The following is a 13,858-nucleotide window of genomic DNA, read 5'->3' as shown; positions in this document are numbered from 1 at the left end:
AAGCTAGTTTGCGCCCGCCGCATACGGCAAGCCGGCCCAACAAGGAAATCGCCCGGGATGCTGATCTCCCCCGCCTATGCCCAGGACGCCGCCGGCGCCGTTGGGCTTGTCACCCAGCTCGCGCCGCTGCTGCTGATCTTCGGCGTTTTCTACTTCATGCTGATCCGCCCGCAGCAGAAGAAGCAGCGCGAGCACCGTGCCCTGCTCGCCTCGCTCAAGCGCGGCGACCGCGTGCTGACCGCCGGCGGCATCATCGCCAAGGTCGTCACCGTGAAGGAGGGCGTGGACGAGGTGGAGGTGGAGATCGCCCCCAATGTCCGCGTCAGCGTGCTGCGCCAGACCATCGGCGACGTGCTGAAGCCGATCGGGGCCGAGGCGCCCAAGGCGTGATCCCGCGCCGGGCGCTGGCGGCGCTGCTGCTGCCCGCGCCCGGCCTCGCGGCCGAGCCTGGCGTGCGCCGCGCCGAGGGCGGCACGCTCGTCCAGCTCGCCGCCGAGCCCGCCGTTTCTCTGTCCTTGCGCGGTGCCGCCCGCGGCCGCCAGCAATCGGTCTACGAGGGGCTGCGCCTGCCGGGACCCCCGGTCACCCTGGTCGCCGAACGCTGGCTGGTCGGCTGGGGGAGGGATGGTGATCGCGGCCTCTTCCTCGCCTTCGACTGGCAGGCCGAGCAGCTCTTCCTCCTGCTGTTGATCGACGGCGAGGCGGTCTATCTCGCCCCCTCCCGTCACTCCCGCTGGCCCGAGGGGCTGGCCGAGCCCTTTGGCCGCTTCGCCCCCGGCCTTGCCCGGCCTCCGGCATTCGCGGACTAAAGCAGCCTCCGTTCAGGTCGAAGCACCTAAGCGGAGTTTGCTCGCTCAAACAGCAGGCTAGATCGGGGTCCGTGAGCCGACGCAAACGGAATCCGCTCCGTGGGAGCCGTCCCGCGCCCTCGGCAGAGGTCAGGCCCGCCCCATTTTGGCATGGTCGCCCAACAACCGAGGAACCGCCGATGTCCGACCCCAAGACCCTGCTGCAGATGGCGGGCGCCCCGCTCGCGCCACCGCCCCTCGCCGAGGCCGTCCTCGTCGTCGTCGATGCCCAGAGCGAGTACCGCACCGGCAAGCTTTCGCTGGAGGGCATCGAGCCCGCGCTCGAACGCCTCGCCGCCCTGCTGCGCGCTGCCCGTGCCGCTGGCACGCCGGTCATCCACGTCGCCCATAAGGGCCGCGCCGGCAGCCTCTTCGATCGCGAGGCGGAAGGCGGCGCCATTGTCGATGAAGCCGCGCCGCAGGCCGGCGAGCGGGTGATCGAGAAGCCCCTGCCGAACGCCTTCGCCCAGACCGGCCTCGGCGAGGCGCTGGCCGCGCTCGGCCGCCGCGAGCTCGTCCTCGCCGGCTTCCAGACCCATATGTGCATCAGCAGCACCGCCCGCGCGGCACTCGATCTCGGCTACCGGGTGACGATCGCGGGCGATGCCGCGGCGACCCGCCCCCTGCCGGACCCGCTCGGCGGCCCCGCCCTCAGCGGCGCCGAGATCCACCGCATCGCGCTCGCCGAACTGGCCGACCGCTTCGCCGTGGTGGTGCCGGTCTCGGCGCTGGGCTGAGACCGGCAGAGCCTTCCGCGGCATGCCGCGGAAGGTACGCCCGCCCGATCTGCGGCGTTACGCGCTCTGGCCGGACTTCAGGCCACCATTCTTCAGCAGCGTCTCGACCACTTCCCAATCGACGAGCTTGTTGAGGAAGTTGTCGAGGTAGTTCGGTCGCACGTTGCGGAAGTCGAGGTAGTAGGCGTGCTCCCACACGTCGACGCCGAGGATGGGCGTGCCCTCGCCGGTGGCGACCGGGTTGGAGCCGTTCGGCGTCTTCGTCACCTTCAGCTTGCCGTCGGCGCCGACGATCAGCCAGGCCCAGCCGGAGCCGAACTGCGTCACGCCCGCCTGCTTGAAGGCTTCCTTGAACTGCGCAAGCCCGCCGAGATCCTGGTCGATCTTCGCGGCGAGCGTCCCCGGCAGCTTGTCCCCGCCGCCCTTCGGCGACATCACCTGCCAGAACAGGATGTGGTTCCAGTGCTGTCCCGCCTGGTTGAGCACCGGCAGCCCGTCGGCCCCGGCCTTGCCCGCCTCGGCGACGATCTGCTCAAGCGACTTGCCGGCGAGGCCCTTGCTTTCGATCAGCCCGTTGAGCGCGGTGACATAGGCGTTGTGGTGCTTGCCATGGTGCAACTCGAGCGTCTCCTGGCACATGCCCTGGGCGGCGAGCGCGCTGGTGTCGTATGGCAGCGGCGGCAGGCTGAAGGCCATTGGATCTCTCCCGTTTATGTGGGCTACGGCACCCGGCAGGTCCGGGAGCTAGGGCGAGAGCTAGGCGGCGGCTTCCCGCCCGTCAAGCAAGCGGGCATGAAGCCTGCGATGCCCGACACCATCCCGCCCCAAGCCCTGTCCCCCCTTGGCGCCTTCGCCCGCGCGCATGACCCGGACCGCTTTCTCTGCGCGCTCTTCGCGCCTGCGGAGCGGCGGGAGGCGCTCTTCACCCTGATCGCCTACAACCACGAGCTGGCCCGGGCGCGGGAGGCCGCCCGCACCCCGATGATCGCCCTGATTCGCCTGCAATGGTGGCGCGACGCGGTGGAGGAGGCGGCGACCGGCAAGCCCCCCCGCCGCCACGAGGTCGCGGGCCCGCTGCATGCGGCGATCACCGCCAACCTGTTGGACCCCGCCGGCCTCCAGGCCATGGCCGATGCCCGCGAGGCCGAGGCGGAGGAGGAGGGCATCCCGACCGAGGCCGCCTTCGCCGCCTATTGCCGTGCCAGCGCCGGCGGCTTCGCCGTCACCGCCGGCCGCCTGCTCGGCGCCACCGGCCCCGTGCTCGCCGCCTTGCAGGAGGCCGGCGCCGCCTATGGGCTCGCCGGCATCCTCCGCAGCACCGCCGCCCTGGCCAGCCAGGGCCGCTGCCTGCTCCCCGCCGACGCCCTCGCCGCCGCGGGGCTCACTGCCGAGGAGGTGATCGCCGACCCGGCCACCGCCACCCCGGTCATCGCCACCCTGGCCGGGAGTGGCCTCCGCCAGGCCCAGGCCCTCCGCGCCCGCCCGCCGCGCCGGGCCATTGCCGCCGCCCTGCCGCTGGTGCTGGCCCGCCGCGACCTACGCCGCCTCGCCCGCGGTCAGACCGTCCCGCCGACCCGAGGCCTCGGCGACCGGCTCGCGGTCACCCTCGCCGGCCTGCTCGGCCGGACCTGACCGGCTTCCAGCGCGCATGGCGGAAACAAGACCGTGCTGCCACGAAACCGTCCCGTCCTGGCCGCGCTCGGGCCATGGTTCCTGTCTTTCATGTCATGCAGGAGGAAGGCTCGCCCCCCAACCGCCAATCCTCCAGGGAGGTCGCCATGGCCCGCCGGTTGATGAAGATTCTGGCCTTGCTTACCCTCACCGGTAGCCTCGGCGGTTGCGTCGCCTATACGGGCGGCTACGGCTACCGTCATCAGGGCTCTGGCTACGGCTACGGCGGTCAGCCGCGCTACGCCTACGGCGGCGGCTACGGCAACCGGGGCTACTACGGCGGTGGTTACGGCAACCGGGGCTATTACGGTGGCGGTTACGGCGGCGGCTACCACCGCGGCTGGCGCTGAAGCGCTGGACGCCCGTCACCGCTCCCTGGATCATGGCGGGGGAGGAGCCCCGCCATGCCCGAGACCGCTGCCCGCCTCGTGATCCGCCAGCCCGGCGAAGCGCCGGGCTTCTGGCAACCCGTCCCTGCCAACGGCTTCGTCCGCTGCCTGCTCGACCCGGCCGTGACCGGAGCCGAGAACCCTTTCGCCATGGGCACCCAGACGGTGGACCCTGGCTGCCACATCCGCGAGCACCTGCACGACGCGCATGAAGAGGTGATCCTGGTCCAGGAGGGAGAGGGCGAGGCTCGCATCGACGGCGCGGCCCATCCGATGCGCCCTGGCACCTGCCTCTTCCTCCCTCGCAACCTGCCGCACAGCTTCCACAATACAGGGCAGGGGCCGCTAACCCTGCTCTGGCTTATCTTGCCCGGCGGGCTCGAGACCTTCTTCGCCCGCATCGGCCGCCCCCGCGCCGAGGGCGAACCGCCACCCGCGCCCTTTCCCCGCCCGGCGGATGTCGCCCGGATCGAGGCCGAAACCGTCTTCGGGCGTCTTCCCGCGTGACTGGACGCACCTCCGGCCGCCCCGCAGACTGGCCCCCACGCCAGGAGAGACCCGGATGCGCCTCGTCGCCGCGCTGCTCGTTGCCATGAGTCTCGCCACGCCCGCGGGGGCCCAAGGCTGGGCCACGAGCTGGGCCGCCTCCGTCCAGGGGCCCTATCCTACCGGCAACCCCTCCGCCCAACCCGACCAGCGCTTCGCCTTTCCCGACCCGGCCCGCGGCGCGAGCGACCAGACCTTACGCCTCGTCCTGCGCCCGAGCCTCTGGGGCAGGGAAGTCCGCCTGCGCTTCTCCAACGCCTTCGGCACCAGGCCGTTGACACTGGACGGCGTCCAGATCGGCCTGCAACTCGGTGGTGCCACGCTGGTCCCCGGCAGCAACCAACCGGTCCGCTTCGCCGGCCGCGACTCGCTCACCCTGCCACCGGGCGACAGCGCCTGGAGCGACCCGGTCGCCCTGGCCTTCGTCCCGGAGGCGGGTGCCGGGACGATGCAGGGGCGCAAGCTCGCCGTCAGCCTGCATGTCGCCGGCGAGAGCGGGCCGATGACCTGGCACGCCAAGGCCCTGCAGACCTCCTACGCCACCCCGCCCGGCGCCGGCTCGGTCGGCCATGAGGAAGGCGAGGGGGCCTTTCCCTTCAGCACGGCGAGCTGGTTCTTCCTCGACGCGCTCGATGTCCGTGCGCCGGCCGGCACGCCCGTCGTGCTCTGCTTCGGTGACAGCATCACCGATGGCACCGCCAGCACGCTGAACGGCGACGACCGCTGGCCCGACGTGCTCAACCGCCGCCTCGTCGCCCGCTTCGGCAACCGCGTCGCCGTGGTCAATGCCGGAATCGGCGGCAACCAGATCGCCGGTCCCGCCGAATACTCGCCGCAGCGGCCCTTCCCCGGCGGCCCCGCCGCGGGCCAGCGGCTGGAGCGCGACGTGCTCTCTCTCTCCGGCGTCACCACGGTGGTCTGGCTGGAGGGCATCAACGACTTCAGCCGCAACGGTAATGCGGAGGTGGGGACGGTGCAGGCCGCCATGCGCGACACCGTTGCCAGGCTCCGCGCCGGCGTCCCCGGCGTCCGGGTGATCGGCGCGACAGTCACCTCCGCCCTCGGCACCGAGGGCCAGGCGCACGGCTTTCGCGAGCAGGACGAGAAGCGCAGTGCTCTCAACGACTTCATCCGCAACGGCGGGGTCTTCGACGCGGTGATCGACTTCGACGCCGCGACCCTAGACCCGGCGACCGGCGGCCTTCGCCCGGAAATGGTGCCGGACAGCACCACCGGCGGCCCCGGCGACCGCCTCCACCCCAACCGCGCCGGCTACCTGGCGATGGGGAACAGCATCGACCTCGGGGCGCTGCTGCCCGGCCTGCGCTAGATCATCCCCTTCGCCCGCAGCAGCGCCACCACGGCGAGCGTCGTCGAGTCGCCGATCTCGCCCTCGCGCAGCATGCGCTCGAACTCAGCGGCCGGGACGCAGCGCGTCACCAGCCCCTGCTCCTCCGCCTCCAGCGCCGCCTCGCCCCGGCTCAAACCCTCGGCGACGAAGACGTGGCAGATCTGCGTCGAGTGGCCGTAGCCCTGGAAGAAATCTCCTGCATGGGTCATCCGGGCGGCGGACAGGCCCGTCTCCTCGCGCAACTCGCCCCGCGCCACCTCCAGGGGATCCGCTGCCGGCATCTGCTCCCAGGCGCCCTGCGGCAGCTCCCAGACTCGGCGCCCGATCGGGTAGCGGTACTGCTCCACCAGATGCACCGCGCCATCCGCTTCCCGCGCCAGGATGGCAGCAAAATCCGCCTTCTCCATCACGCCGTAGATGCCGTGCGAGCCGTCCCGGCGCCGGATCGCATCCTCCCGCACCCGCATCCAGCGATTCTCGTAGACCACCCTGGTGCTGAGGGTGACGATTTCCGGCTCTTCCGCCATCGGTTCAGCCCTGCCGCCCGGGGATTCGGACGACCAGCCCATCCACCTCCGGCGTCACCGCGATTTGGCAGCAGAGCCGCCGCCCCTCAGGCACGCTGCCGATCGTATCCTCGATCATGTCCAGCTCATCCGGCGAGGGCGCTGGCAGCCGCCCGCGCCACGCCTCCGCCACATCGACCATGCAGGTCGCGCAGGCGAGCTGCCCGCCGCATTCCGCCGGCATCCCGGGCAGGTCGTGGCGGATCGCCAGATGCATCACCGTCGGCGCATCCCCCGCTTCCAGGGTCTGCGTGCCCCCACCGGGCAGGAGGAAGGTGATCTGCGGCATGACGGGGCCCTCCTTGGCGCCCCCCGGCAGAGGGTGCAACCTGCGGACCCTATCCCGGGGAGGAAATCCAGCATGGCCTACGCGCCCTTCGACCTGACAGGCAAGGTGGCGCTCGTCACCGGCGGCAATGGCGGCATCGGCCTCGGCCTGGCCGAGGCGCTCGCCCAGGCCGGTGCCGACATCGCCATCTGGGGCACCAACGAGGCGAAGAACGAGGCCGCCCGCGCCCGCCTCGCCGCCACCGGCCGCCGCGTCCTGGCGCTCCGCTGCGATGTCGGCGAGGAAGCCGAGGTGGAGGCCGCCTTCGCCGAAACGCTGGCGCAGCTCGGCCGCGTCGATGGCTGCTTCGCCAATGCCGGCATCTCCGGCGGCCGCTCCGGCCCCTTCACCGAGCGCACGAAGGAACAGTGGGACCGGGTGATCCGTGTGAACCTCACCGGCGCCTTCCTCACCTTCCGCGCCGCCGTCCGTCACATGCGCGCCCGCGGCGAGGCGGGCGACAAGGGCGGCGTCCTGGTCGGCACCGCCTCGCTCGCCGCGATCGAGGGCGCGGCGCGCAACGAGCATTACGGCGCCTCGAAGGGCGGCATGGTCTCGATGATCCGCGCGCTGGCGGTCGAGCAGGCCCGCCAAGGCATCCGCGCCCACGCGATCCTCCCCGGCTGGATCGAGACGGACATGACCGCCCGCTCCGTCGCCGACCCGAAATTCGCCGGCAACGTCCTGCCCCGCGTGCCGATGCGCCGCTGGGGCACGGGCGAGGATTTCGGCGGCATCGGCGTCTACCTGATGAGCGCCGCCAGCGCCTTCCACACCGGCGACAGCTTCGTCATCGACGGCGGCTACTCGCTCTTCTAGGGAGACCTCGCATGCCCCGCCGCTTCATCGACATCTCCGTCCCGCTCAAGGCGGGCATCCGCTCCGACCCGCCGGAGATGCTGCCGAAGATCGAGTATGTCGACCACCACATGTCCGCCCCGCGCATGGCGGCCTATATGGGCGTCCCCGTCTCCGCCCTGCCCAATGGCGAGTACGCCGCCGTCGAGCGCGTCGAGATCAGCACCCACAACGGCACCCATCTCGACGCGCCCTACCACTACTTCTCGCGCATGAACGAGCGCCTGGTGCCCGGCGGCGAGCCCTCCTGGCGCATCGACGAGGTGCCGCTGGAGTGGTGCTTCAACCCCGCCGTGAAGCTCGACTTCCGGCACATGGAGGACGGCTATGTCGTCCAGCCCGGCGATGTCGAGGCGGAGCTGAAGCGCATCGGCCACGAGTTGAGGCCACTCGAGATCGTCGTCGTCAACACCGCGGCCGGCATCCGCTATGGCGAGGATGACTACATCGACCGCGGCTGCGGCATGGGCAAGGCGGCAACCCTCTGGCTGCTGGAGCAGGGCATCCGCCTGGTCGGCACCGATGCCTGGTCCTGGGACGCCCCCTTCAGCCACACGAAGCGCAAGATCGCCGAGGGCGGCGACGCCTCGCTCATCTGGGAAGGCCACCGCGCCGGCCGCGAGGTCGGCTACTCGCACCTCGAGAAGCTGCACAACCTGGAAGCCCTGCCCGCGGACGGCTTCCAGGTCGTCTGCTTCCCGGTCAAGGTCCATCGCGGCTCTGCCGGCTGGACGCGGGCGGTCGCCATCATCGACGACTAGCTAGAGAACGGCGATGCACTCGATCTCCAGCAGGAAGTTGGGCCGCGGCAGCGAATAGACGATCGCCGTGGTCCGTGCCGGGTATTTCCCCTCGGGGAAGTGCCCGGCGTAGATCCGGTTCATCTCGGCGAAGTCCTCGCGCCGCGTCAGCAACACGTTGACCTTCGCCACCCGGTCCCAGCCCGCGCCGGCCGCGGCCAGGATGCCGGTGATGTTCGCCATGGTCTGCGTCATCTGCGCGGTGAAGTCGCCGACGGCCAGCGTCCCACCCGCCGCATAGGCCGGGATGCCGGAGACGAAGAGCAGATTGCCGACCTTCACCGCCGGCGAGAGCGGCGCCGGGACCTCGTGCTGTCCCTCGGGAAAGATGTGCTCTAGCGGTTCCATTCCCTTACTCCACCTTGATGCCATTGGCGCGGATCACCTCCGCATAGGTTCTGGTATAGCGCAGGATCTCCTCGCCGAACTGCGCGCCGGGCCGGGCCAGCACGGTGAAGCCCAGCTCCTCCAGCCGCCCCCTCACCTCCGGCCGGTTCAGCGCCTCGATCCAGGCGGCCTCCAGCCGCGCCCGCGCCGGCGCCGCCACGTCGGCGCGCAGGACCAGCCCGAACCAGCTGTCGGAGAGCACCAGCGGGAAGCCGAGCTCCGCCATCGTCGGCACATCGGGAAGCTCCTTGACCCGCGCCTCGGCCGAGATGGCCACGGCCCGCATCTGCCCGAGCTGCGCCGGCTGGATCACGTCCGGCAGGTTGGCGAACATGAATTGCAGCCGGTTGCCGATCAGGTCCGTCGTCGCCTGTGGCGCGCCGTTGTAGGGCACATGCGTCGCGTTGAGCTTCGCCACCTCGCGGAATTGCTCACCGCCGAGGTGGTTCGAGGTGCCGATGCCATAGGAGCCGAAGGCGAAGCCCGGCCCCGGCTTGCGCCCGGCCTCGAGGAAGTTGACGAAATCCCGCGCGACGGAGGGATGCACCACCAGCACATGCGGCACCACGGTCGCCATCACCAGCGGCGCGAAATCCGTCAGCGGCTTGTAGGGCATGCTCGGCCGCAGCGTGACATTCGCCGCGAAGCTGTTGGCGACCATGATCATGGTGTGGCCGTCGGGGGCGGAACGCGCCACCTCCTGCGTGCCGATCACCGTCGCCCCGCCCGGCCGGTGCTCGATCACCACCGGCTGCCCGAGCGATTGCGACAGCAGGTTCTGCACGATGCGCACCACCGGATCCATCGTCCCGCCGGGCGTGAAGGGGATGATCACCCGCACCGGCTGGCTCGGCGCCCAGCCCTGCGCCCGCGCGAGGGTAGGGGTGGCGAGCAACGCGGCGAGCGCGGCGCGGCGCGTCGGGGCGAAGGCGGTCATCGGCGGCTCTCCTGCGGCGATGTGCCGATGGTCGCGGCTGCCCCCGTCCCCGGCAAGGCCGCGGCATCGGGGAAACCGCCGCCACGAGACAGCGCCTGCCCAAGCGGCAGGCAGATGCCCGGCCGAGCCGCCACCGGCATGGTCCATACAAGCTCCTCAGGCGATATCAGCCCTCCTCCGCCCCGTTGCATGCCCCCGGCTCCGGCGCCAGCATGCGGCGCCGCAACCGGGGACCACCATGCCGCAGATCGACGCCGACCGCTTCCTCCGCGACCTCAACGAGCTGCGCAGGATCGGCGCGTACAAAACCGGCGTCCATCGCCCGACCTACTCGCCCGAGGATATGGAAAGCCGCCACTGGCTGATGGAGCGCATGGCGGAGATCGGCCTGGAGCCGAGCATCGACGGCATCGGCAATGTCTATGGGCGCCATCGCGGCCCGGGCCCGCATCTCCTCGCCGGCAGCCACATCGAGAGCCAGAACCAGGCCGGCTGGCTCGACGGCGCGCTCGGCGTCATGGCCGCGCTCGCCCTGGCCCGCGCCGGCCTGCCCGTCGACGTCGCCGCCTTCGCCGATGAGGAGGGGCATTTCGAGGGCGGCTTCCTCGGCAGCAAGTCGATCATCGGCGCCCTTCCGGAGGAGGAGATCGACCGCAGCCGCAGCCGCAACGACGGCACGCCGCTGCGCGAGGCGCTGGCCGCCGCCGGCCTCGCGGGCAAGCCGCGGATGCAACTGGAGCCCGGCCGCCACAAGGGCTTCTTCGAGATGCATATCGAGCAGGGCACGCAGCTGGAGAAGGCCGGCCTCCGCGCCGGCGTGGTCACCGGCATCGTAGCCATCTGGCAGTGGCGCATCACCATCGCAGGCATGCAGGACCATGCCGGCGGCACGACGATGGCCGAGCGCCGCGATGCCGGCCTCACCGCCGTCCGCCTGCTCTCGATGATCGACCAGGAGATGCCCAAGGCCTGCGGCACCCGCAGCACCTGGACCACCGGCCGCATCGCGGTCGAGCCCGGCGCGCCGAGCATCATCCCCGGCCGCGCCGACATCCTCTTCCAGTTCCGCGACATCGACGTGCCAACGCTCGACCGCATGGAGGCCTGCCTCCGCGCCTGCGTGCAGGAGAGCAACCGCCGCGAGCGCTGCGAGGCGACGCTGACCAACATCAGCAAGTCGCTTCCCGCGCCCTGCGATACGGCGATGATGGCCGCCCTCGACACATCGGCCGAGCGCCACGCCCCCGGCCTCTGGCAGCGCATGCCGAGCGGCGCAGGGCACGATGCGCAGTACATCGCCCGCGTCATGCCCGTCTCGATGCTCTTCACCCCCTCCATCGGCGGCATCAGCCACCACTGGGCCGAGGACACCAAGGAGGAGGACCTCGCCCTCTGCTGCCAGATCCTCGCCGACGCTGCTGAGACCTACCTGAAGGGCTAACCTATCAAGGACACATGGGCGGCGACGATCCGCCAGCCATCCTCGGGGAAGCGCACCCAGGTCTGGCTCTGCCGCCCGCGCTTCCCCGCCCGGATGAATTCCGTGTTGGCCACGGCGAAGTCGCGCCCGAAGGTGGTGATGACAGTATTCTCCAGCTCCCGCGCCAGCCCGACCGGCGAGCGCCCGCTGCGGAAGGCGGCAATCGCCTCCCAGCCATAGAGGCATTCCGCCGGCCCATAGCGCAGCGTCCGCCCGTCGCGCCGGAACAGCGCCTGCAGCACCGGCACATCGTTGGTGACGAGCGCCCGTTCGTACTCGGCGAAGGCCGCCTGCATCTCGGCCAGTACATCCGGCAGATCGACTTCCATCACGCTCCCTCCTTCGCTGCCAGGTAAGCCCGCCATCCGCCCATCGCCGAGATGTCCGGCATCCCCGCGACACCTGCCGCCTCGCAGAGGAAGCCGAGCGGCCGCGACCCGTCCGCCATCTCCACCCGCCCGAAGCCGAGCGGCGGCGGAACCTCGGCCAGGAACGGCCCCACAGAAGCGGCCGGCACCGCCCAGACCTCGCCCGCAACCGCGACGCCACCCTCGCCGACCCGCACCATCCCCGGCCGTCCGCCGAGGTCGTGCAACCGATAAACCGCTGCCGTCCGCGCCTCGCCAAGAAACCGTCCGCCATGCCGCACAAGCTGCGGATTGAGCGGCAACCCCCCCATATGCGCGCCGATGGCCAGCAGCGGCAGTTCGTCGGAGGCGAGGGCAGGGGGCTCCGGCGCCGCCGGCACAGCCCCGCCAATGGCGCCGAGCCCCACACCGGCCCCGGCATGCAGCCTGGCCCCCAGCCCCGCCAGCCGCGCCTCGGAAAAAGCCGGCCCCACCAGCGTCACGCCGAAAGGCCGTCCATCCCCGCGGAACCCCACCGGCACAGCGAGCGCCGCCAGGTCGCAGATATTGACGAAGTTGGTGTAGGTCCCGAGCCGGCTGTTCGCCGCCACCGGCTCGGCGGCGAGATCGGCGAGCGCCGGCACCCCCGGCGCCGTCGGCAGCACCAGCGCATCCACACTGGCGAAGAGCAGCCGCGCCAACCGCTTGGCCTCGGCGGCGGCGTGAAAATCCTCCCAGGCATCGACGGTCAGCCTGCCGAGCCCCGCCTCCAGGATGCCCCGCGTCACCGGATGCACGCTCCCCGGCCGCTCGGCGAGGAAGCCCCGCAGCGCCGCCGTCCGCTCCGCCACCCAGGCCCCGTCGTAGAGCCGCCGCGCGACATCGAGGAAGGGCGCGATATCCACCCGTCGCACGGGCCCGAGCCGCGCCAGCGCCGCCTCATGGAGCGCCGCATCATCCCCCGTATCGAAGACCAGCTGCCCCGGCAGCGGCGCTGCCAGCCGCCAATGGGGCTGCCCCACCGGCCCCGCTCGCCAGCCGGCCGGGGCAGGGCGCCCATACCGGTCCCCCCCCGCCACCCCCGCCATCACCTCCAGCACGGCAGAGGCATCCGCGACGGTCAGCGCAAAGACCGAGACGCAATCGAGCGACCGGCAGGCCGGCACCACCCCTGCGGTTGGCACCAGCCCGAGGCTCGGCTTCAGCCCGACGATGTTGCACGCCATGGCCGGCACCCGCCCCGAGCCCGCCGTATCCGTCCCGAGCGAGAAGGCCGCGATCCCTGCCGCCACCGCCGCGGCCGAGCCGGAGGAGGAGCCGCCCGGGATGCAGTCCGGCACCACCGGGTTGCGCGGCGTGCCATGCGGGCTCCGCGTCCCGTTCAGCCCCGTGGCGAATTGGTCGAGATTGACCTTGCCCAGCAGCACCGCCCCCGCCGCCAGCAGCCGGGCGACCGCCGGCGCGTCCGCCGCCGGCGTATAGGCATAGTCCGGGCAGGCCGCCGTCGTCGGCAGCCCCGCGCAATCGATATTGTCCTTCACCACGAAGGGCAGGCCGAAGAGCGGCCGCCCCTGCGGCCCCTCCGCCGCCAGCGCCGCGGCCCGCGCCAGCACGGCCTCGTCCGGCGCCCGCGCCAGGAACAGCGCCGGGTCGTCCCACTCCGCAATCCGGGCGAGCGCCGCCTCTGCCACCGCCACCGGGCTGCCGCCGTTTGCGTAGAACTCGCCGAGCGCCGGAAAGGTGAAGGCCGCCGGCACCATCAGCCGAACCTCAGCAGCTCGTCCGCCGCGCGCAGCAGCTCGCCATCCGACGCCTTCAGCGCCTCGAGGATGCGGAAATGGTCCGCTCCGCTCACCGGGATCAGGGCCCCCGGCGCATGCGCCTCGGCCCTGAGCCCGTGGAAATGCCGTGACTGCCGCCGCAACTCCGGCAGCTCCCCCGTTCCATAGGCGACGGCGAGCGGCTTCCGCACGACCGGCAGCCGCATCGGCGAGAGCGAGGCCAACTCCGCCTCGGTGAGCGACAGCTTCTCGTCGAGATCGGTATCCCGGATCGGCGCCAGCTCGAAGATGCCGGAGATGGCGAGCCCTGCCGAGACCCGCGGATGGTCGAGCGCCATCGCCGTCAGGTGCCCCCCCGCCGACCAGCCGGACAGCACCACCTTCCCCGCGATGCCATGCTCGGCGCCATGCGCGGCGAGCCAGTCCAGCGCCGCCCTGATCTCGCCCACGATCTGCGTCAGCGAGGCCTCCGGCCCCAGCGTGTAGCCCGGCAGCGCCGCAGACCACCCCCGCTCCAGCGCGCCCGCCATGAAGGCGCAGAAATCCTCCCGCCGGTTGCGCTGCCAGTAGCCGCCATGGATGAAAACCAGGCAGGGCGCCGCCGGGTCCTTCGCCGGGAACAGGTCCCAGGCCGTCCGCTCCGTCTCCCCGTAGCGCAGGTCGAGATGCCCCGCGCGCGCCGCTCGGAACGGCGCCGCCTCGGCATTGCGCGCCGCGATCAGCGCCGGGCTGTCCGCGACCGCCGTGCTGTTGTCATAGGCCGCGCTGCGCTCGGCCTTGCTGGCGCCGGCCCAGAAGGGCGGCAACGGATCATTCGCCATGGCGGAAACCC

General features: G+C 71.7%; 19 protein-coding genes. 10 read left to right on the top strand and 9 right to left on the bottom strand.

What is annotated here, in order from left to right:
* Nucleotides 1–57: 57 nt before the first annotated feature.
* The 3 genes from yajC (at nucleotide 58) to JMJ56_RS06715 (ending at nucleotide 1,585) form a co-directional block, all read left to right on the top strand.
* Nucleotides 58–390, top strand: a complete 333-nt coding sequence (gene yajC, locus JMJ56_RS06725; protein ID WP_043364135.1) for a preprotein translocase subunit YajC — start codon at nucleotides 58–60, stop codon at nucleotides 388–390.
* Entirely contained in the window at nucleotides 387–809 is a 423-nt protein-coding gene (locus tag JMJ56_RS06720; protein ID WP_202830781.1) for a hypothetical protein, read from the top strand. Before yajC ends, JMJ56_RS06720 begins: the two co-directional genes overlap by 4 nt.
* Nucleotides 810–988: 179 nt before the next feature.
* Complete coding sequence (locus tag JMJ56_RS06715) at nucleotides 989–1,585, top strand: cysteine hydrolase family protein (RefSeq protein ID WP_202830780.1); 597 nt, start codon at nucleotides 989–991, stop codon at nucleotides 1,583–1,585.
* Between the two features lie 57 nt (nucleotides 1,586–1,642).
* Here the strand turns inward: JMJ56_RS06715 and JMJ56_RS06710 are convergent, their stop codons facing one another.
* Nucleotides 1,643–2,281: a superoxide dismutase gene (locus tag JMJ56_RS06710; RefSeq protein WP_202830779.1), complete on the bottom strand. Its 639-nt coding sequence runs from the start codon at nucleotides 2,279–2,281 to the stop codon at nucleotides 1,643–1,645.
* Nucleotides 2,282–2,389: 108 nt separating this feature from the next.
* Between JMJ56_RS06710 and JMJ56_RS06705 the strand changes: the two genes are divergently transcribed.
* From JMJ56_RS06705 to JMJ56_RS06690, 4 genes are all read left to right on the top strand, one after another.
* The gene (locus tag JMJ56_RS06705) at nucleotides 2,390–3,217 is read left to right on the top strand and encodes a squalene/phytoene synthase family protein (RefSeq protein WP_202830778.1); all 828 of its coding nucleotides are present in this window, start codon (nucleotides 2,390–2,392) and stop codon (nucleotides 3,215–3,217) included.
* 146 nt (nucleotides 3,218–3,363) lie between these two features.
* Complete coding sequence (locus tag JMJ56_RS06700; protein ID WP_202830777.1) at nucleotides 3,364–3,606, top strand: hypothetical protein; 243 nt, start codon at nucleotides 3,364–3,366, stop codon at nucleotides 3,604–3,606.
* A gap of 54 nt (nucleotides 3,607–3,660) precedes the next feature.
* Nucleotides 3,661–4,152 (top strand): cupin domain-containing protein, encoded by a 492-nt coding sequence (locus tag JMJ56_RS06695; protein ID WP_202830776.1) that lies wholly within the window; start codon nucleotides 3,661–3,663, stop codon nucleotides 4,150–4,152.
* Between the two features lie 55 nt (nucleotides 4,153–4,207).
* Entirely contained in the window at nucleotides 4,208–5,521 is a 1,314-nt protein-coding gene (locus JMJ56_RS06690) for a GDSL-type esterase/lipase family protein (RefSeq protein ID WP_202830775.1), read from the top strand.
* Here the strand turns inward: JMJ56_RS06690 and JMJ56_RS06685 are convergent.
* On the bottom strand, nucleotides 5,518–6,069 hold the full coding sequence (locus JMJ56_RS06685; protein WP_202830774.1) for an NUDIX domain-containing protein: 552 nt from the start codon (nucleotides 6,067–6,069) through the stop codon (nucleotides 5,518–5,520). The two genes, JMJ56_RS06690 and JMJ56_RS06685, sit on opposite strands and share 4 nt — an antisense overlap.
* Nucleotides 6,070–6,073: 4 nt before the next feature.
* Complete coding sequence (locus JMJ56_RS06680; protein WP_202830773.1) at nucleotides 6,074–6,397, bottom strand: 2Fe-2S iron-sulfur cluster-binding protein; 324 nt, start codon at nucleotides 6,395–6,397, stop codon at nucleotides 6,074–6,076.
* 72 nt (nucleotides 6,398–6,469) lie between these two features.
* Between JMJ56_RS06680 and JMJ56_RS06675 the strand changes: the two genes are divergently transcribed.
* Both JMJ56_RS06675 and JMJ56_RS06670 read left to right on the top strand, forming a co-directional pair.
* On the top strand, nucleotides 6,470–7,255 hold the full coding sequence (locus JMJ56_RS06675; protein ID WP_202830772.1) for an SDR family NAD(P)-dependent oxidoreductase: 786 nt from the start codon (nucleotides 6,470–6,472) through the stop codon (nucleotides 7,253–7,255).
* Between the two features lie 11 nt (nucleotides 7,256–7,266).
* Nucleotides 7,267–8,055 carry a cyclase family protein gene (locus JMJ56_RS06670; protein WP_202830771.1) on the top strand — a complete coding sequence of 263 codons (789 nt, stop codon included), beginning with the start codon at nucleotides 7,267–7,269 and terminating at the stop codon, nucleotides 8,053–8,055.
* Here JMJ56_RS06670 and JMJ56_RS06665 read toward each other — a convergent pair whose 3' ends face one another.
* From JMJ56_RS06665 to JMJ56_RS06655, 3 genes are read right to left on the bottom strand one after another with little or no spacing between them, the layout of a single operon-like run.
* A complete protein-coding gene (locus JMJ56_RS06665; protein ID WP_202830770.1) occupies nucleotides 8,056–8,442 on the bottom strand; it encodes a RidA family protein in 387 nt (128 codons plus the stop codon).
* A 4-nt stretch (nucleotides 8,443–8,446) separates the two neighbouring features.
* Nucleotides 8,447–9,418 (bottom strand): Bug family tripartite tricarboxylate transporter substrate binding protein, encoded by a 972-nt coding sequence (locus JMJ56_RS06660; RefSeq protein WP_202830769.1) that lies wholly within the window; start codon nucleotides 9,416–9,418, stop codon nucleotides 8,447–8,449.
* Complete coding sequence (locus JMJ56_RS06655) at nucleotides 9,415–9,558, bottom strand: hypothetical protein (RefSeq protein ID WP_202830768.1); 144 nt, start codon at nucleotides 9,556–9,558, stop codon at nucleotides 9,415–9,417. The genes JMJ56_RS06660 and JMJ56_RS06655 overlap by 4 nt, the downstream gene beginning before the upstream one ends.
* A 98-nt stretch (nucleotides 9,559–9,656) precedes the next feature.
* Here JMJ56_RS06655 and JMJ56_RS06650 point away from each other — a divergent pair, with 98 nt between their 5' ends.
* Nucleotides 9,657–10,859 (top strand): Zn-dependent hydrolase, encoded by a 1,203-nt coding sequence (locus tag JMJ56_RS06650; RefSeq protein WP_202830767.1) that lies wholly within the window; start codon nucleotides 9,657–9,659, stop codon nucleotides 10,857–10,859.
* Here JMJ56_RS06650 and hpxZ read toward each other — a convergent pair.
* The 3 genes from hpxZ to JMJ56_RS06635 are packed head-to-tail and all read right to left on the bottom strand — an operon-like array spanning nucleotide 10,856 to nucleotide 13,847.
* Nucleotides 10,856–11,227: an oxalurate catabolism protein HpxZ gene (gene hpxZ, locus JMJ56_RS06645; RefSeq protein WP_202830766.1), complete on the bottom strand. Its 372-nt coding sequence runs from the start codon at nucleotides 11,225–11,227 to the stop codon at nucleotides 10,856–10,858. The genes JMJ56_RS06650 and hpxZ overlap by 4 nt on opposite strands.
* The gene (gene atzF / locus JMJ56_RS06640; protein WP_202830765.1) at nucleotides 11,227–13,005 is read right to left on the bottom strand and encodes an allophanate hydrolase; all 1,779 of its coding nucleotides are present in this window, start codon (nucleotides 13,003–13,005) and stop codon (nucleotides 11,227–11,229) included. Before atzF ends, hpxZ begins: the two co-directional genes overlap by 1 nt.
* Nucleotides 13,005–13,847, bottom strand: coding sequence for an alpha/beta hydrolase (locus JMJ56_RS06635; RefSeq protein WP_202830764.1), 843 nt, complete (start codon nucleotides 13,845–13,847; stop codon nucleotides 13,005–13,007). The genes atzF and JMJ56_RS06635 overlap by 1 nt, the downstream gene beginning before the upstream one ends.
* Nucleotides 13,848–13,858 lie beyond the last annotated feature (11 nt).

This window comes from Belnapia arida (assembly GCF_016773205.1).
In the GTDB taxonomy this organism is placed as follows: Bacteria; Pseudomonadota; Alphaproteobacteria; order Acetobacterales; family Acetobacteraceae; genus Belnapia; species Belnapia arida.
This window is presented reverse-complemented; position numbering and strand designations above follow the sequence as displayed.